The sequence below is a fragment of the Bacillus sp. FSL M7-1020 genome (assembly GCF_038050415.1).
Classification (GTDB): domain Bacteria; phylum Bacillota; class Bacilli; order Bacillales; family Bacillaceae_G; genus Bacillus_A; species Bacillus_A toyonensis.
Map to the genome: position 1 here is coordinate 4,533,617 of NZ_JBBOTW010000001.1, position 17,608 is coordinate 4,551,224.

Genomic DNA, 17,608 nt, shown 5'->3' on the forward strand with positions numbered 1-17,608 from the left:
AGAAAAATGAGTGTTACAAGTAACTAGCCTATAGTTTGACGGAAGATGTATGAGTTATCAACACGTCTGTTAACACATCTCTAAGTAGTTCCGGCATATAATATTGTTTGTCAGAAAGTGTGGATAGCTCTGGGTATAAGTATCCGAATGTAAACATATCAATCGTTCCAACCGTATATATACGATCTAATTCCAGCGATTCCCCGTTAATCAATACATCTTCGAGTAAAATTTTATTCCCAGGAGTCGTATCTGGAATGACTTCTACACCAGCGTAAATCATTTTCCCCATCACTTTTCCTCGAAATCCGAATCCTTTCACCTCAAGATTCTCCATATTCGGGCGGCGTGCTTTCAAGATCACTTCTCTTAATGTTTTTCCTGACACTTTCAACGCACATGGATTAATTGGATGTGGACAAATTCTGTGAATATCTCCGCGCGTCACAACACCTTCTTCTAATCCCTCAAGAAGTACACCAGCGTTCACCATTCCAATCTCTGCACCGCACCACGTTTTCAGCGCATTTGCTAACATGTGCGAAAATGGTGTCTCATGAAACCAATCAACTGGTAATGATTCCTTTAAATGAACGACAGGCTCTGCCATGATATGCTTACTTTCTTCCTGCAGCATTTCAATTGTGGATAACGGTTTACTATAAGCACCTAACCGCTCTGTCTTAATCGCTCTACCGTCCTTCTTCAACAGTCTCTTCGTCTCTTTATCCACAGTAAGCTGCACGTGCCCAACGTAACGGCCCCACTTTTCACAACAACAAAGTAAAGTATTATTCATATGAACACCGCGCTCAAATAAATGATGCGTATGTGCACCTAAAATAACATCTATATCATAATGCTCCGCCATATACTCATCCATGCTTTTTCCAAGGTGAGATAGGACAACTTTAATATGCGCCTCATCTTTCACTTCTTCTAAAATAGACTCTAAATGCTCGATTGGATCTTCAATGTGCCAGTCTAACATTTGATAAAACTCGGGATATGCTACCGTTAATCCAATAAAAGCAATCGTAATTCCATCTGTCGTTGTATGTAATTTATAAGGCTTTGCCCATGCTGGACGTATACCTTCTTTTTCAAATAAATTCGCGACGAGCACCTCAAATCCAGCATCATCATATAGACGATTCAAATGCTCCTTCGCTAACGTAATTCCTTCATTATTTCCAATCGTTACATAATCATATAACGCCTCATTTAAAAGCTTCGTATTGCCAAGCCCATTCGTCGCTTCCGAAATACTGTGAAAACGATCCACATGATCGCCGATATCAACCGTCAAAACGGTCTCTCCCGCTTCCTGTCTTCGCTTTTTCTCCCCTTGTACAAACCGATAAATTTGCGGCCAATTTTCAAAATGACTATGTATATCGTTTGTATGATAAAGGTGGATGATTGTTTCTTTATTTATATTCAGAGAAAAAACCTCCTCTCAATTCCTTACTGCCATTTACGCTATACGTACGCAATAATCCTGTAAATACTTTTCGTCTTTTCTTGCTATTTTACATTGTACTCGCATTATGAGAAAAAGCAAAAGATTGTCTTTTTTATATGGAAACTTTTGTTTTTTCTAGTTGGTGTGAAAGGATTTTAGATGGTGAAGTGGGGGATTGGTCAAAAAGTTTAATAGAGAATTCAGTGGGTGGTTGTTCAAGTGGATTTGTCAGTATCTTTGTCTTAAATCTAGTCGTTCTCTGTTCTTATAAAATGTTTGGGGTATGTGAGGTTTTTCTTTTGTCTTACTTTGTCGACAAATCGATATTCCTTGTCGAAACGTTGATATATTGAAATAATCGTTGATATATTCCCATTTATGATCGATATATTTGAAAAATCGTTGATATATTTAGCCGAACACCCACCCGGGTATCTCTTTCCCCATCTCCGATTGGTGAAGGCTTTTACGGGCAGCCCGCCCCCACCTAACTTCTTTGCTTCCACTGAATTTTGAGGTGGGGGCCTTACTGCCCGTTAATGCGGGATAAATAACAAATAAAAAAGCGCCCTGCACAGCAGGACGCTTTCTTCATACATATATTATCCAGTTCTAGCGGCTAGAATAAGCTACTTCCACTTTTAAATATTATCCAGCTTCGCCTCCTAGCCCCTCATGTCTAAGAACCTTAGCCAACGGGGCTGAACAGTCGGCTCCGCGTTTCTATTTAACCAATAGAACCTTCCATCTCAAACTTGATTAGGCGGTTCATTTCAACTGCGTATTCCATTGGAAGTTCGCGAGTGAATGGCTCGATGAAGCCCATTACGATCATTTCTGTAGCTTCTTGCTCAGAAATACCGCGGCTCATTAGGTAGAATAATTGTTCTTCTGATACTTTCGATACTTTCGCTTCGTGCTCAAGTGAAACGTAATCGTTTTTGATTTCGTTGTAAGGAATTGTATCAGATGTAGATTGGTTATCCATGATTAACGTGTCACACTCGATGTTAGAGCGAGAGTTTTTCGCTTTTGGTCCGAAGTGTACGATACCACGATAAGTTACTTTACCACCATGCTTCGCAATCGATTTAGAAACGATTGTTGAAGAAGTGTTTGGTGCTAAGTGAATCATTTTCGCACCAGCATCTTGGTGTTGGCCTTTACCAGCAATCGCGATAGATAACGTTAAACCACGAGCGCCTTCGCCTTTTAAGATAACTGCTGGGTATTTCATCGTTAATTTAGATCCAATGTTACCGTCAATCCATTCCATCGTTGCGTTTTCTTCACAAACCGCACGTTTTGTAACTAGGTTGTATACGTTGTTCGCCCAGTTTTGGATTGTTGTATAACGGCAATATGCATCTTTCTTAATGATGATTTCTACTACCGCACTGTGAAGTGAGTTAGTCGTGTAAACAGGCGCTGTACAACCTTCTACGTAGTGTACGTGTGCGCCTTCGTCTACGATGATAAGCGTACGCTCGAATTGTCCCATATTTTCAGAGTTAATACGGAAATACGCTTGAAGTGGTGTATCAACTTTAATACCTTTTGGAACGTAGATGAATGATCCACCAGACCAAACTGCAGAGTTTAATGCAGAGAATTTGTTGTCTGTTGGTGGGATTACTTTTCCGAAATGCTCACGGAAAATATCTTCGTTCTCTTTTAATGCGCTATCTGTATCTTTGAAGACGATTCCTAGAGCTTCTAGGTCTTCTTTCATGTTGTGGTATACAACTTCAGATTCGTACTGTGCAGATACACCAGCTAAATATTTTTGCTCAGCTTCAGGAATACCTAATTTATCAAATGTCGCTTTAATTTCATCAGGTACTTCATCCCAAGACTTCTCAGATTTCTCAGATGGTTTTACGTAGTACGTAATTTCATCGAAATCTAAGTCATTTAAGTCGCCGCCCCATTGTGGCATTGGCATTTCATAGAACTTATCCAGTGATTTTAAACGGAAGTCTAACATCCACTGTGGTTCTTCTTTCATACGTGAAATCTCTTCAACGATTTCTTTTGTTAAACCGCGTCCAGCACGGAAAATCGAAACGTCTTTGTCTTTGAAACCATATTTGTAATCGCCGATATCTGGCAGTTGCTTCGCCATGTTGGTGTGTCCCTCCTTAGATAACCTCGTTTTTAGGAACCTTTAACATTACTTATCTTCGTTTAAGCCCTTTTCTAACGCTTTCCACGCTAATGTTGCACATTTAATACGTGCAGGGAACTTGCATACGCCTTGTAATGCTTCAATATCTCCTAAATCGATGCTGTCATCGTACTCTTTTCCTAGCATCATATCAGAGAAAATTTTAGAAAGCTGAAGTGCCTCTTCAATTTTCTTACCTTTTACTGCTTGTGTCATCATTGAAGCTGAAGACATTGAGATGGAACATCCTTCTCCTTCAAACTTCGCTTCTTGCACAATACCTTCTTCTACTTTCATCGTAAGTTGAATACGATCGCCGCAAGTTGGATTGTTCAAGTTTACTGTAACACTATCTTCTAGCACGCCATTGTTACGAGGATTCTTATAATGATCCATAATAACTTGACGATATAACGTATCTAAATTATTAAATGACATTTGTGAAATACTCCTTTGTCTTGATTAGCGATTCAACAAATGTATCAATTTCTTCTTTTGTATTATATAAATAGAAGCTCGCACGTGCTGTTGAAGAAGCTTTCAGCCACTTCATAAGCGGTTGTGCACAGTGGTGTCCTGCGCGAACCGCAATACCTTCTACATCTAATACTGTCGCTACATCGTGAGGATGTACGTCTTCAATATTAAATGTAACAAGACCAGCGCGATGCTTTGGACCATAAATTGTAACGCCATCTACTTCTGATAGTCTTTCTAAAGCGTATTGCGCTAATTCATGTTCATGCTTTTCAATATTATGAAGACCGATTTCTTCTAGGAAATCAATTGCCGCACCAAGTCCGATTGCATTACCGATAATCGGTGTACCTGCTTCGAACTTCCACGGAATCTCTTTCCACGTAGATTCTTGTAAGTCTACGAAATCAATCATTTCACCACCAAATTCAATTGGTTCCATATTGTTTAGCAATTCTTTCTTACCATATAATACGCCGACACCTGTTGGTCCGCACATCTTATGAGCAGATAATGCGTAGAAATCACAGTTTAAATCTTGTACATCCACTTTCATATGAGGTGCACTTTGTGCTCCATCAACGATCATGATTGCACCGTTTTCATGTGCGATTGCTCCGATTTCTTTTACAGGGTTAATCGTTCCAAGTACGTTTGACACGTGCATAATAGAAACGATTTTTGTATTCGGTGTAACAGTTTGACGAACATCTTCTAAAGAAATTGTACCGTCTAGTTGAAGCGGAAGGTATTTCAAAGTTGCGCCAGTTTTCTTCGCAACTTGTTGCCACGGAATGATGTTACTATGGTGTTCCATGTAAGAAATAACGATTTCATCGCCTTCTTTTACATTTTCAAGACCATAGCTAGCCGCTACTGTATTTAATGCTGTTGTCGTTCCGCGCGTGAAAATAATCTCTTCCATTGATTTCGCGTTAATAAACTTGCGAACTTTCTCACGTGCACCTTCATACGCGTCAGTAGCTTTCGTACCGAGCGTATGAACACCGCGATGCACGTTAGAATTATATTCTTTATAGTAACGTTCTAACGTTTCAATGACTTGAATTGGTTTTTGAGAAGTTGCTGCACTATCGAAATAAACAAGTTGTTTGCCGTTCACTTTTTGATCAAGAATTGGAAACTGTTTGCGTATTTCATGAATATTCATTAGCGAACTTTCCTTTCAATTACCTCAACAAGCTGTGCTTTTACTCCTTCAATTGGAAGCTCATTTACTACAGGTGCTAAGAATCCATGGATGACTAAACGTTCTGCTTCGCGTTTTGGAATACCACGGCTCATCAAGTAGTATAATTGGTACGGATCTACGCGGCCTACTGAAGCTGCGTGACCTGCCATTACATCATCTTCGTCAATTAAAAGAATTGGGTTTGCATCTCCGCGAGCTTTCTCATCTAACATAAGAACGCGAGAAGATTGTTGTGCATTTGATTTAGATGCACCGTGTTCAATCTTACCAATTCCGTTAAAGATAGATGTTGCACTATCTTTTTGTACACCGTGTTTTAAAATCCAACCTTCAGAGTGTTTACCGAAGTGAACAACTTTAGTTGTAAAGTTTTGTGTTTGGTTACCACGGCCAATTGTTACTGTTTTCGTATCAGCATATGAACCGTCGCCCATTAAGTTCGTAACGTTCTCTGAGATTGTGTTTCCGTCATTCATAAGGCCTAGAGCCCAATCAATGCGGCCGTCGCGTCCTACAATGCCGCGGCGGTTAACGTAAGTTGTTACGTCTTTTGCTAATAAATCAACCGCACCGAATTTCACTTGTGCGCCTTGTTCCACGATTACTTCTGCTACGATATTTGCAATACCTTTAGCATTTTCATTTGCAACATAGTTTTCTACATAAGTTGCAGTACTGTTCGCATCAGCTACGAATAATACGTGGTTATATACGTTAGCTTCTTCGCCGTCTACTAAGAATACAGCTTGAAGTGGAGTTTCAAGAACAACGTTTTTCGGAACATATACGAATGCACCGCCGTTGATTAATGCAGCATGAAGTGCAGTTAGACGATGCTCGTCTACTTTCACGCCGTCTTTCATTAAATACTTTTGTAATAGTTCAGCATGCTCTGTTGCAGCTGTTACGATGTCTGTAAAAATAACACCTTTTTCTTTTGCTTCGTCTGCTAAAGAAACGAACGCAGTTGTACCAGTACGTTGTACTAATACGCTGTTATTTTCATCGATTAAGTTTTTCACTGCTTCTGGAAGCTCTGTTAAAGAACTTACAGGCTCTTGCTTAGCAGCGTCGCCTTTTCCGATAAAGTCCCATTTTTCAATTTTCGTTTTATCAGGCGTTGGCATTGGAAGTTCTGTTGCTTGTGCAAGAGCTTGTAAGCGGAACTCAGTCAACCAAGCAGCTTCGTTTACTTCGCTAGCGCGCTGACGGATTGTTTCTTGATCGAAAGGTAATGTACCGATTGTCATGTTTATGCTCCTCTCTTACGCTTCTTGCTCTGCTGTTTCGTCTTCAATACCTAATTCTTTTTTAATCCAGTCGTAACCTTCAGCTTCTAGACGTTGTGCAAGCTCAGGTCCACCAGATTTAACGATACGACCGTTCATCATAACGTGAACGAAGTCTGGAGTGATGTAGTTTAATAAACGTTGGTAATGCGTAATCATTAGGCAACCGAACTCTTCGCCGCGCATTTGGTTAATACCTTTAGATACAACTTTTAACGCATCGATATCAAGACCAGAATCGATTTCGTCTAAGATTGCAATTTTTGGCTCAATCATCATTAATTGAAGAATCTCATTACGTTTTTTCTCACCGCCAGAGAAACCTTCATTTAAGTAACGTTGTGCCATTTCTGGATCCATTTCTAGGAATTCCATGTTTTTATCTAACGTACGGATAAATTTCATAAGAGAAATTTCATCGCCTTCTTCACGACGTGCGTTAATCGCAGAACGTAAGAAGTCAGCGTTTGTAACTCCGCTAATTTCACTTGGATATTGCATTGCTAAGAATAGACCTGCTTGTGCGCGCTCGTCTACTTCCATTTCTAATACATCTTCACCGTCAATGATGATGCTACCTTCTGTTACTTCATACTTTGGGTGACCCATAATTGCAGAAGATAAAGTTGATTTACCTGTTCCGTTAGGTCCCATAATTGCGTGGATTTCTCCACCTTTTACTTCAAGGTTTACACCTTTTAAAATTTCTTTGCCGTCAATTGATACGTGTAAGTCTTTAACCGTTAATGTAGAACCAGCCATCTCAATACCTCCATTAATCCTATATATACATTTTAAAAATTCCTAAAACGTTCATATTCTCATTTTATTCTCATTCTAATCTTATATCAAATAAAATGATATCGCAAACGACGAAAAAAAGTAACAATTTTTTCACAAATGTATATAAGTATTTCCTTTGCATCCTTATATGATACACCTTTCTTCTTATATATATAAAGAAAAAAGGACTGATAAATTCCCAGTCCTTTCCTTACGTTTATTCACTTACCGGAAGTACAGCACCTTTATATTCTTTAATAATAAAATCCTGAATTTCTTTTGAATGCAATACTTCTACCAGTTCTTTAATTTCTTTTTTCTTCTCGTCACCTTTACGAACTGCAATAATATTTGCATACGGAGAGTCTGATCCTTCAATCGCAATTGCATCCTTTGTTGGATTTAATTTCGCATCAATTGCATAGTTTGAATTAATAAATAAAGCATCTCCCTCATTATTTTCATACAGCTTCGGTGACAGTCCAGGTTCAACATCTGTTTTAAACTTTAAGTTTTTCGGATTTTCTACAACATCTTTTACTGTCGCCTTAACAACATCTACTCCATCTTTAAGCTTAATAACGCCACCTTTTTGTAATAGTGCTAACATACGGCCGCGCTCAGCCACGTTATTACTCATAATAACTGTTCCGCCCTCTGGCAGGTCTTTTAAGCTTTTATATTTCTTAGAATAAATGCCCATTGGTTCTAAATGAATTTTTCCTGCGTTTACAATTTTATATCCTTTTTCTTGAATTTCTTTATCTAAATATGGAATGTGTTGGAAGTAATTCGCATCAATTTCTTTATCCGCTAACGCTTTATTCGGTAACACATAGTCCTGGAACTTTTTAATCTCTAATTTAATACCCTTTTTCTCTAATATTGGCTGTGCTTTCTCCAAAATGACAGCGTGCGGCACGTTAGAAGCTCCAACGACAAGCTTATTTTCCTCTTTTCCCCCGCAAGCAGCTAATGTAAATACAGATAGCGCTGTAACAACTGACAGTATAATCTTTTTCATCTGATATCCCCTTCTCCCCTATAGGTATGTAGTTAGAAAAAAAGAGCCGGCATACACCAGCCCTTCTTCAAACAATTATTCTTTTACAGGAACAACTGCCCCTTTATACTCTTTAGTAATAAAGTCTTCAATTTCTTTAGAATGCAACACTTCTACAAGAGCTTTAATTTCTTTCTTATCTTTATCCCCTTTACGAACTGCTACGATGTTAGCATACGGAGAATCACTACCTTCAATTGCAATCGCATCTTTTTCTGGGTTTAATTTCGCATCAATTGCATAGTTAGAGTTAATTAGAACAGCGTCGCCTTCTTTATTGTTATACACTTGTGGTAATAAACCAGGCTCGATATCCGTTTTGAACTTTAAGTTTTTCGGATTATCTGCAATATCTTTCGGAGTTGCACTAACTGGATCTACTCCGTCTTTAATTTTTAAAATACCTTCTTTTTGTAAAATTGCTAAACCACGTCCATGGTCAGTAACGGAATTACTCATAATGATTGTTGCCCCGTCTGGCAGTTCTTTTAAGCTCTTATACTTTTGAGAGTATACACCAATTGGTTCTAAATGAATTTTCCCCGCTATTTCAAAATCATATTTTTTATCTTTAATTTCTTTTTCTAAATACGGAATGTGCTGGAAGTAGTTTGCATCTAATTCCTTATCCGCTAACGATTTATTTGGCAACACGTAATCTTGGAATTTTTTCACTTCTAATTCAATTCCTTTTTTCTCAAGCAACGGTTTTGCCTTTTCTAAAATTTCAGCGTGCGGTACGTTAGAAGCCCCAACAACTAGTTTCTTTTCATCTTTATCTTTCCCGCCACAAGCAGCTAACCCAAAAATTGAAGTTGAAATAAGTGCTGTAAGTAATAATTTTTTCATTTGAAATACCCTCCTGTTTTCATTATCTTTTATCTATTCGAGTCGTTACACTATCACCAATCCACTGAATGAAAAATACAACTAGTAACACACAAATTGTCGCAACGATTGTTACATCGTTATTTCCACGCTGGAATCCTTCTAAGTAAGCAAGTGTTCCAAGACCACCAGCACCAACAACTCCCGCCATTGCTGTATAGCCTACTAAAGCAATTGTCGTTACCGTAATACCAGATACTAACGCTGGTAATGATTCTGGAATTAACACTTTTAAAATGATTGTGCTTGTTTTTGCCCCCATTGCTTTTGAAGCTTCGATTACACCTTTATCAATTTCACGAAGTGCGATTTCAACCATTCTTGCGTAAAATGGTGCCGCTCCAATAATTAAAGCTGGCAATGCTGCACTAGCCCCGAGAATTGTTCCAAGGATAATCTTTGTGAATGGAATTAATAAAATGATTAAAATGATGAACGGTATAGAACGGAATATGTTTACAAAGGCTCCAATCCCTGTATTAACCGCTTTGTTTTCCCATAAATTATCTTTCGATGTCATAAAGAGTAACAATCCTAAAATGAGTCCTAAAACAAATGTGGCAAGCGCTGCGATTGCCGTCATATATAACGTTTCACCAGTCGCTTCTAACATTTGATTCCAATCAACATTTGCGAGTAACTTATCCATGTGCAATCACCTCCAGCTCTACTTGATCTTGATGTATTCCCTCTATCGCTTGCTGGATTGCTGTTTCCTCACCATTTAAATGAACAACTAAACTTCCGTAAGAACCGTTATTCGTTTGTGCGATATTTCCTTGCAAAATGCTAACTTCTATATCACTGCGTTGCATTAATCTTTGAAGTACTGGTCTTTCTACAGCCTCGCCGACAAACTGCAAGCGAATTACTTTGCCATCTGGATATTTTTCAATTAAACTTTCAATTGTTTCGTTTGTATCTTCAGAATCTGTTAACTGCTGTACAAAGCGTTTCGTAATGTCTTGCTGTGGATTACGGAATACGTCAAGTACTGGACCTGTTTCTACGATTTTCCCTTTCTCCATTACCGCAACACGATTACAAATCTTTCGAATTACGTGCATCTCATGTGTAATCAATACAATTGTTAAACCGAGACGCTTATTAATATCAAGTAGTAAATCTAAAATTTGATCTGTCGTTTCCGGATCCAGTGCTGACGTTGCTTCATCACATAAAAGCACTTGTGGGTTGTTAGCTAACGCTCTAGCAATCCCAACACGCTGCTTTTGTCCACCACTTAACTGGGATGGATACGCGTCTCCTCTTCCTTCTAATCCAACGAGATGAATTAACTCATCAACACGTTTTCTTCTCTTCTCCTTATCAACACCTGCAATCTCAAGTGGAAATGCGATATTTTCGCGTACAGTTCGTGACCAAAGTAAGTTGAAGTGCTGAAAAATCATTCCAATTTCTTGCCTTGCCTTACGAAGTTCACTTCCTGTAATTGCTGAAATGACACGATTTGCAATTGTAATTTGGCCAGAAGTTGGTTTCTCTAACTGATTAAACAGCCTTATTAAAGAACTTTTCCCAGCACCACTATATCCGATAACACCAAATATTTCGCCTTTTTCTATTTTTAAATTGGCGTTATCTACAGCAGTGACATCACCGCTTTTTGCCTTATATATTTTCTTTACATTTTCTAATAAGATCATGATGTTCACCCCTTTTTTAAGTAAAAAGCGCAAGCGGCTCGTTTAGAACAAGAGGACGCCCGAATCCCTGACGTAGAGGCGCTTTTTGCCTCATAGGAAGGGATGAAACGACCGACTGTTCTAGCCGCTGGAGCTGGATTTCATAAAACTTTGGATAGACTCCGCAATTTTTTTATTTTTCATGCGTGTAATCTATCGCCATAGCTCCTCTTATTATTTGAATGTCCTCCACATTCAAACAACAAAAAAACCTTTCCGCTTTAGAGAAGCAGAAAGGTTTATATGCGTATATAACAACATTATCCCTCTCTCTCATCTCTCAAAGCATTCGCTTTGCAGGAATTGGCACCATTTCAACATAAGTTGACGGTTGCCGGGCTTCACAGGGCACAGTCCCTCCACCTCTCTTGATAAGAGAAATCAGATTTAATTTTCGTCTGATTTGTAATTTATGAAATTGTCTATATTTTATGAATTGAATTGTATCAATATCCACACGTCATGTCAACAAGAATTTTCACAAAACAAGAAACTTCAGAATTTTAAGCACCTACTGACATCGGTTTACATATATGAAACATCGATTCAACTAATAGCATCGTTCGATATGTTCCCGAATATTGCACACGTCCATCGTTCATTAACGTTTGCAATCTTACATTTCCGTTCACTAATTGTTTTACATCCTCTTCATCTAAGCACACAATTTGTTCCGTTCCTCTTGCCTCTTGTGACAATTCTATATAATCTCTTGAAATTTGTAATGAACAACTTTCATCTCCAAAGCGGAAATTAACAGTTTTTTCTCCTTGTCTTAAAAGCGGTTCTAAATGATATTGACCGTTAGCGTAATTTACAAATGATTGAAGCAAAGAATATAATTTCACCCTAAATCACATCCTTCATATCACTTTCTATTACATACCATTTCCCTCTCACTAAAGAGCAATCCTGTTACTTTCGCTCGACAAATACTGTATCCATCCCGCATGTCGACATATTTCCCAAGAAATATGTCGAGGCGGCAAAAACTTTGCCGCCTACTTTAATTCCGTATATAAATATTCAACCGAATGAAATGCATATATCTTCTTCATGAGTGTCCCATTTTCAAAAACAAGTAAACAAGGCACACTTTCGATTCCATACTCTTTCGCTAAATGCGGAGCATAATTTAAATCTAACATTCCAATTTTCAACTCTTCAATCGTCATCTCGACAACCGTTAACATCTTCTTTGCTAATTGGCATGTTCCACACATCGGTGTATATACATATAGCACTGTTTTTTCTTCATTCTCTATTAGGGCTGTAGCTTCGGCTCCTGTCCAGTCAATCACTTCTATCATTCCTTACCGTAAATATTCTGTATAAACGTCAATGTCAGCTCCCCATAATACATTTGCTAAATGTGAAGAAGGTGCAGTCGCCACTTCTCGGTACGAGCGATCAATATAAATATGCTCTGCTTGCGGAAATTCTTTACGAAACTGTTTCCTTAACTTTTCCCCTGCATCATCAGCATCCACTAGCACATATACGTCCTTATCAAAAAACTGATCAATGAGCTCATCCATTTTCGACAAACCAATTGTACCATTTGTACAAACAATTTCCACCGGTTCACGAATAATAGATTCAATCTTTCTTCTGTCTGATTTACCTTCTACAATAATGACTTTTTCTACATAAATCATATGTCATCACCCGATCACCATATACTATACAACCTTTAACTTAGTATATAGTATATTCGTTATTTTCATGTTGTTTCCTGTTTATTTTTGCAAAAGAAAAGCGGAAGCGGCTTGTTTAGATTGTAAAAAGCATGAAACTTCACTAAATAGATTTCCCATTAATGTACTCTCACATGATAATTGATTCATATATATGTGCTTTTCAACTCATTATGTAGCACAAAATAAAAAGGACAGCACAAAGGCTGTCCTTCAGTTGACTAAAATTAGTCTTGGTTTGTCATTTCTGCATATTTTTCTGCAGTTAATAACTTCTCAACTTGGCTTGCATCAGAAAGTTCAACTTTAACCATCCATGCACCCTCGTATGGAGATTCGTTTACAAGTTCTGGTTGGTCACTTAATTCTTCGTTTACTGCTACAACTTTACCGCTTACAGGTGCGTATAATTCAGAAACTGTTTTAACAGATTCTACGCTTCCGAATGGCTCGTCAGCTTCGATTGTTGCACCTACTTCAGGAAGTTCAACGAATACGATATCGCCTAGCTCACCTTGTGCAAAGTGAGTAATACCGATTACAACTTCATTACCTTCAGTTTTTACCCATTCGTGTTCTTCAGAGTAACGTAAATTATTTGGAATGCTCATGACTGTACCTCCAGTGAATGTATTAATTATGTAAAAATACCTTATTGGTACTTTTTCCACACACTTTCAAACTGCTCTTCGTTAAAACCAAGTGTTACATTCGTTCCATCTGTTACAATTGGACGTTTAATCAACATGCCATCAGATGCTAAAAGCTCATACATTTCGTCTTCGCTTGCATCTTTCAACTTATCTTTTAGACCAAGTTCGCGGTAACGCATTCCACTTGTATTAAAGAATTTTTTTAATGGTAATTCACTTTTTACATGTAAATTACGTACATCTTCTTTTGACGGTGGATTTTCAACAATATGAATCATCTCATATGCTACATCGTTTGCCTCAAACCATTTCTTTGCCTTTTGACATGTGCCACACTTTGGATATGAATAAAATGTTACTGTCATAAATTCACCTACTTTTTTACTAACCTTTACCTTTATCATATAGAAAACGTTTTATTATTTCAAACGATTATTCGCTAAACTTTTACTTATTTCGTGATAAATTTTAATAATCCTGCGAATTTTTCTTATTTTTCCGCCATTTGTTAAGAAAAAAATAAATATATAATTTTTTTCGATTCTTCTCTCATTCTGCATCGAACATATATCTTAAACAAACGTTTGATTAATTTTCTATTTTTCTATGTGAGCCTTTGTGCTGCATCAATTCTTTCCTACCGAACATACATCTTAAACAAACGTTTGATTAATTTCCTATTTTTTTATGTGAGCCTTTAAACTGCATCGATTTCTTCCTACCGGACATGCATCTTAAACAAACGTTTATTCAAAAAAGAAGAAGCCCCTTTTACGGCCTCCTCCATCATCGACTTAAATAATCTGAAATTGTTTGAAACACTACTATATACATATTATGAATATTTTGATTGGAAACCGTATCTTTATATAATCCCATACCCCAATACTGTCCTTCAGGGTTTCCCATATTTACAAATCCTTGCGTATACATCATAGCTCTATCCTTTGGGGCATTGTCATAATCTAAATCTTTTTCAGTAAAAATTAAGTATGGTTTATCTTGTAAGCCAATAAAAAACACTGGCTTCTTTAACGATAAAAATAAGTCCGTATACCGCTCCTTTGATGCCTCTTTAAAATATTCTTTCATAACGAAAAAACCATCAACTTTTGCTGATTTCTCCTGCATCTCTTCTAGCTTTACACTTTCAAACTTTATATTTCTAAACGTATCTTTCGGTTTTTCTCCAACAACTCCAATTACGAGTGCTCTCCCGTTATATTCTAATTTCTCTCCTTCTTTATCCTTTGCACACCCAGCACTCACTAGGCATATCAATATAAAAAATAAGAAATACGATAAACGCTTCATATAGCACTCTCCCCTTCTTTTAAGTCAAGTGACAAAAACGTAAGGTTAATTCAAGAAAATGTAAGTAAAATCGATAGCCCAATTTACGTTTCTATATTATAATCAATTGAATTTACCTACATTACTAAACATAGGAGATTATCATGAAGAAATTTAAACTTTCATCTTTTCTTCCGTTAAGTTATATACTTCTACTCGTACTCGTAAGTCCCCTTTACGACGTATTAAATCAATCAACTGTTCACGCAGTAGATGTCACAACTGTAGTAGATGATTGGATTCCATTTGTAAAAGCATTTATTATTCCTTATTTACTTTGGTTTCCTTACTTATACGGCGCACTTATTTATTACTGCTTTGCTGATCGAAAGCAATATTACGTTACTTTAAGTAGTGTAATTCTTGGCAAACTTACTTGTTTTTCTATTTATTATTTTTGGCAGACAACTGTACCACGTCCAACTGTCGTTGGAACAGACGTATTTTCTGAACTAGTTCGCTATATTTATAGTATTGATCAACCGGTAAACTGTTTCCCTAGCATTCACGTTCTTACGACATTTGTAATTATGTTAGCTGCCTTTAAGCGTAGAGAGCAACATGCTTTTGAATATTATATCCTTACTTTCTTCGGTACACTTATCATTTTATCAACACTATTTACGAAGCAACATGCATTTGTAGATGCTGTTTCTGGAATGACGCTCGCGAGTATATTATACTTCGGCGTTCAGCTCTTATTAGCAAAAGAAACAGTACGCATTCCAGTAAAACAAAATCATAAGATGTAACATAACAAAAAAGCAGACTGTGGCTTCTTCAGTCTGCTTTTATCTATTATTAAGGAGATTTTCAAATTAAGATTGCGGTACAGTCATATCACCAGAATGAATACGACCTGCTTTTTTAAGAGCAATGTAAAGTATATAAGAAACAGCTACTGGAATGATGATATAAGTGATTGCCATAGCTGGAAGAACTCCCCATCCTTGACTGGAAATTAAATTAATTGGTGCGATAAGAGAACTTAATCCAAGACCAGCGATTTCTTTCCCTGCTTCTAATTGGAAAATTAATGCCGATACTGGGCCGACTATCGCACTAGCGACGACAGTCGGGACGAGAATCATTGGATTTTTAGTAATGTTTGGCAACTGTACTTTCGGAGTACAAAGCGCCTGAGCTAATATGCCACCTAAATTATTTTCTTTCGCTGAGATTACAGAGAATCCGATAAACTGAGCAACGCATCCTGCTAGAGCTGCACCACCTGCAACGCCATCTAAGCTAAGTGCGATCGCTAATGCAGCTGATGAAGCTGGAGAGATAAGTAATAGCCCCCAAACTACTGCAATGACGATAGAAGCGATAAACGGGCTACCAGCTGAACTATCTTTAATAAATGCTCCAACTGTATTTAAAACAGGAGTAATATTATGAGATAACCAAATACCAACTAAACCAGAACCTAATATGGCCGCAAATGGAACGAGCATCATATCTAACGCAGTTTTTCCACTTAAACGTTTACCGATATATACAGCTAAAGTTGCTGTTAATAATGCACCGATTGGCTCACCTGTTTTAATGATTAGACCCGCTTCAGTAATTGAAATGGATCCGGCACCAATCGCTCCAGCTACCATCGCTGAAAAGATAACAAGACCGTTTGCACCGAGCATAAAAGCAATGCCGGCACCAATGGCTGGTGCCATAAGTGATTTTGCAACAACTCCGATTGTAATAAGTAATGGAATATCAACAATTCTTCCTATATTTTCGATCAGTAAACCAATTCCGAGGGATACGAAAATACCTTGTGCGATTCCAGCAGATGCTTTAAATACACGAGACATTATATATTCCTTCATTTGTTTCACCTTCTCCTATAAGTTAGTAACCAATTGTTTTCATATAATCACGTAAAATATCGTTTGATTTTGCGAATCGAGATTCTTCGTCCTCTGTTAAGTTTAGTTCTACAACTTCTTTCATACCATCTCTAGTAATAATAGCTGGCACTCCTGTACAAATATCATACTCACCGTACTCTCCATCTAAAATGGCTGATACAGCAATAACACGGTGATCATCGTTAAAGATTGAGCTCGCAATATACGCTAGAGAATTTCCGATTCCGTAATAAGTAGTACCTTTTCGTTTATAAATTTCCCATCCTGCTTTTGCAGTCTTCTCAACAATTTCATCTAAATCTATTTCACCAAATCGTTCTTTTTGCTCCTCTAAAATTTGTAGAATTGGCTTTCCACCAACAGTTACGTGAGACCAAGCAACCATTTGAGAATCACCATGTTCTCCTAATGAATACCCATGAATACTACGAGGATCTACATGTAACATTTCAGATAAAATTGTTCTTAAGCGAGAAGAATCTAGTGATGTACCAGTACCGATCACACGATTTCTAGGTAATCCAGATAATTTCCACACTTCATATGTAATAATATCAACTGGGTTCGATGCAAGTAAGAAAATACCGTCAAATCCACTTTCCATTACGCCGCCAACAACACTTTCCATAATTTTCGCACTCGCTCCTAAAGTATCTAAGCGACTTTGTCCAGGTTTTGGTGCTGGTCCCGCTGTAATAATAACGATGTCCATATCTTTGCAGTCTTCATAGCTTCCTGCATATACTTTTGTTCTTGTATTTGTAAAGTTAATGCAATGTGATAAATCCATCGCTTCCCCAACTGCACGTTCATGATTTATATCAATTAATAATAGCTCTTCGCAAATGCCTTGATTTACAATGGAATATGCACAACTTGATCCAACTAATCCAGTACCGATAATTGCAATTTTTCTTGTATTTCTTTTCATAGCAATCTCTCCTAATTGATCATATAATCTATTTCTTTTGTTCTTTACA

Annotated in this window: 19 protein-coding genes and 1 riboswitch; of the genes, 1 reads left to right on the forward strand and 18 read right to left on the reverse strand. The window is 37.5% G+C overall.

What is annotated here, in order from left to right; genetic code table 11:
* Positions 1–28: 28 nt before the first annotated feature.
* The 16 genes from MHB70_RS23445 to MHB70_RS23520 form a co-directional block, all read right to left on the reverse strand.
* Positions 29–1,444 (reverse strand): bifunctional metallophosphatase/5'-nucleotidase, encoded by a 1,416-nt coding sequence (locus MHB70_RS23445; RefSeq protein WP_306472057.1) that lies wholly within the window; start codon positions 1,442–1,444, stop codon positions 29–31.
* A gap of 748 nt (positions 1,445–2,192) precedes the next feature.
* Positions 2,193–3,590, reverse strand: coding sequence for a Fe-S cluster assembly protein SufB (gene sufB / locus MHB70_RS23450; protein WP_001118824.1), 1,398 nt, complete (start codon positions 3,588–3,590; stop codon positions 2,193–2,195).
* A 48-nt stretch (positions 3,591–3,638) separates the two neighbouring features.
* Positions 3,639–4,070, reverse strand: coding sequence for a Fe-S cluster assembly sulfur transfer protein SufU (gene sufU, locus MHB70_RS23455; RefSeq protein ID WP_000009525.1), 432 nt, complete (start codon positions 4,068–4,070; stop codon positions 3,639–3,641).
* Entirely contained in the window at positions 4,060–5,280 is a 1,221-nt protein-coding gene (gene sufS, locus MHB70_RS23460; RefSeq protein ID WP_061530580.1) for a cysteine desulfurase SufS, read from the reverse strand. Before sufS ends, sufU begins: the two co-directional genes overlap by 11 nt.
* Entirely contained in the window at positions 5,280–6,572 is a 1,293-nt protein-coding gene (sufD, locus tag MHB70_RS23465) for a Fe-S cluster assembly protein SufD (RefSeq protein WP_000152176.1), read from the reverse strand. The genes sufS and sufD overlap by 1 nt, the downstream gene beginning before the upstream one ends.
* A 15-nt stretch (positions 6,573–6,587) precedes the next feature.
* On the reverse strand, positions 6,588–7,373 hold the full coding sequence (gene sufC / locus MHB70_RS23470; protein WP_000929162.1) for a Fe-S cluster assembly ATPase SufC: 786 nt from the start codon (positions 7,371–7,373) through the stop codon (positions 6,588–6,590).
* Positions 7,374–7,611: 238 nt separating this feature from the next.
* Positions 7,612–8,418: a methionine ABC transporter substrate-binding lipoprotein MetQ gene (gene metQ / locus MHB70_RS23475; protein WP_000720647.1), complete on the reverse strand. Its 807-nt coding sequence runs from the start codon at positions 8,416–8,418 to the stop codon at positions 7,612–7,614.
* 75 nt (positions 8,419–8,493) lie between these two features.
* Positions 8,494–9,306: a methionine ABC transporter substrate-binding lipoprotein MetQ gene (gene metQ, locus MHB70_RS23480; RefSeq protein WP_000735098.1), complete on the reverse strand. Its 813-nt coding sequence runs from the start codon at positions 9,304–9,306 to the stop codon at positions 8,494–8,496.
* A 22-nt stretch (positions 9,307–9,328) separates the two neighbouring features.
* Positions 9,329–9,994 (reverse strand): methionine ABC transporter permease, encoded by a 666-nt coding sequence (locus MHB70_RS23485; RefSeq protein WP_000359403.1) that lies wholly within the window; start codon positions 9,992–9,994, stop codon positions 9,329–9,331.
* Positions 9,987–11,012 carry a methionine ABC transporter ATP-binding protein gene (locus MHB70_RS23490; protein WP_000601773.1) on the reverse strand — a complete coding sequence of 342 codons (1,026 nt, stop codon included), beginning with the start codon at positions 11,010–11,012 and terminating at the stop codon, positions 9,987–9,989. Before MHB70_RS23490 ends, MHB70_RS23485 begins: the two co-directional genes overlap by 8 nt.
* A 309-nt stretch (positions 11,013–11,321) precedes the next feature.
* A riboswitch (SAM riboswitch) is annotated at positions 11,322–11,429 on the reverse strand.
* A gap of 125 nt (positions 11,430–11,554) precedes the next feature.
* Positions 11,555–11,899: a hypothetical protein gene (locus MHB70_RS23495; protein WP_000781225.1), complete on the reverse strand. Its 345-nt coding sequence runs from the start codon at positions 11,897–11,899 to the stop codon at positions 11,555–11,557.
* Positions 11,900–12,052: 153 nt separating this feature from the next.
* Positions 12,053–12,361, reverse strand: coding sequence for a thioredoxin family protein (locus tag MHB70_RS23500; protein ID WP_002039867.1), 309 nt, complete (start codon positions 12,359–12,361; stop codon positions 12,053–12,055).
* A gap of 3 nt (positions 12,362–12,364) precedes the next feature.
* Positions 12,365–12,709 carry a toprim domain-containing protein gene (locus MHB70_RS23505; protein WP_000640865.1) on the reverse strand — a complete coding sequence of 115 codons (345 nt, stop codon included), beginning with the start codon at positions 12,707–12,709 and terminating at the stop codon, positions 12,365–12,367.
* 266 nt (positions 12,710–12,975) lie between these two features.
* Complete coding sequence (gene gcvH, locus MHB70_RS23510; protein WP_000026896.1) at positions 12,976–13,359, reverse strand: glycine cleavage system protein GcvH; 384 nt, start codon at positions 13,357–13,359, stop codon at positions 12,976–12,978.
* A gap of 41 nt (positions 13,360–13,400) precedes the next feature.
* Positions 13,401–13,766: an arsenate reductase family protein gene (locus tag MHB70_RS23515; RefSeq protein WP_000218973.1), complete on the reverse strand. Its 366-nt coding sequence runs from the start codon at positions 13,764–13,766 to the stop codon at positions 13,401–13,403.
* 421 nt (positions 13,767–14,187) lie between these two features.
* Positions 14,188–14,715, reverse strand: a complete 528-nt coding sequence (locus MHB70_RS23520; protein ID WP_000826884.1) for a hypothetical protein — start codon at positions 14,713–14,715, stop codon at positions 14,188–14,190.
* 143 nt (positions 14,716–14,858) lie between these two features.
* On the opposite strand from MHB70_RS23520, the gene MHB70_RS23525 reads away from it, so the two are divergent.
* Complete coding sequence (locus tag MHB70_RS23525; protein WP_061530581.1) at positions 14,859–15,506, forward strand: phosphatase PAP2 family protein; 648 nt, start codon at positions 14,859–14,861, stop codon at positions 15,504–15,506.
* Positions 15,507–15,572: 66 nt separating this feature from the next.
* Here MHB70_RS23525 and MHB70_RS23530 read toward each other — a convergent pair whose 3' ends face one another.
* A complete protein-coding gene (locus MHB70_RS23530; RefSeq protein ID WP_000666180.1) occupies positions 15,573–16,586 on the reverse strand; it encodes a PTS transporter subunit IIC in 1,014 nt (337 codons plus the stop codon).
* Positions 16,587–16,608: 22 nt separating this feature from the next.
* On the reverse strand, positions 16,609–17,559 hold the full coding sequence (locus MHB70_RS23535) for an L-lactate dehydrogenase (protein ID WP_000828231.1): 951 nt from the start codon (positions 17,557–17,559) through the stop codon (positions 16,609–16,611).
* Positions 17,560–17,608: the final 49 nt, after the last annotated feature.

Excerpts from the sequence above, each read along its gene's own strand:
- sufB (WP_001118824.1), bottom strand. The coding sequence starts at position 3,590 with ATGGCGAAGCAACTGCCAGATATCGGCGATTACAAATATGGTTTCAAA.
- sufU (WP_000009525.1), bottom strand. The coding sequence starts at position 4,070 with ATGTCATTTAATAATTTAGATACGTTATATCGTCAAGTTATTATGGAT.
- sufS (WP_061530580.1), bottom strand. The coding sequence starts at position 5,280 with ATGAATATTCATGAAATACGCAAACAGTTTCCAATTCTTGATCAAAAA.
- sufD (WP_000152176.1), bottom strand. The coding sequence starts at position 6,572 with ATGACAATCGGTACATTACCTTTCGATCAAGAAACAATCCGTCAGCGC.
- sufC (WP_000929162.1), bottom strand. The coding sequence starts at position 7,373 with ATGGCTGGTTCTACATTAACGGTTAAAGACTTACACGTATCAATTGAC.
- metQ (WP_000720647.1), bottom strand. The coding sequence starts at position 8,418 with ATGAAAAAGATTATACTGTCAGTTGTTACAGCGCTATCTGTATTTACA.
- metQ (WP_000735098.1), bottom strand. The coding sequence starts at position 9,306 with ATGAAAAAATTATTACTTACAGCACTTATTTCAACTTCAATTTTTGGG.
- MHB70_RS23485 (WP_000359403.1), bottom strand. The coding sequence starts at position 9,994 with ATGGATAAGTTACTCGCAAATGTTGATTGGAATCAAATGTTAGAAGCG.
- MHB70_RS23490 (WP_000601773.1), bottom strand. The coding sequence starts at position 11,012 with ATGATCTTATTAGAAAATGTAAAGAAAATATATAAGGCAAAAAGCGGT.
- MHB70_RS23500 (WP_002039867.1), bottom strand. The coding sequence starts at position 12,361 with ATGATAGAAGTGATTGACTGGACAGGAGCCGAAGCTACAGCCCTAATA.
- MHB70_RS23505 (WP_000640865.1), bottom strand. The coding sequence starts at position 12,709 with ATGATTTATGTAGAAAAAGTCATTATTGTAGAAGGTAAATCAGACAGA.
- gcvH (WP_000026896.1), bottom strand. The coding sequence starts at position 13,359 with ATGAGCATTCCAAATAATTTACGTTACTCTGAAGAACACGAATGGGTA.
- MHB70_RS23515 (WP_000218973.1), bottom strand. The coding sequence starts at position 13,766 with ATGACAGTAACATTTTATTCATATCCAAAGTGTGGCACATGTCAAAAG.
- MHB70_RS23520 (WP_000826884.1), bottom strand. The coding sequence starts at position 14,715 with ATGAAGCGTTTATCGTATTTCTTATTTTTTATATTGATATGCCTAGTG.
- MHB70_RS23525 (WP_061530581.1), top strand. The coding sequence starts at position 14,859 with ATGAAGAAATTTAAACTTTCATCTTTTCTTCCGTTAAGTTATATACTT.
- MHB70_RS23530 (WP_000666180.1), bottom strand. The coding sequence starts at position 16,586 with ATGAAGGAATATATAATGTCTCGTGTATTTAAAGCATCTGCTGGAATC.
- MHB70_RS23535 (WP_000828231.1), bottom strand. The coding sequence starts at position 17,559 with ATGAAAAGAAATACAAGAAAAATTGCAATTATCGGTACTGGATTAGTT.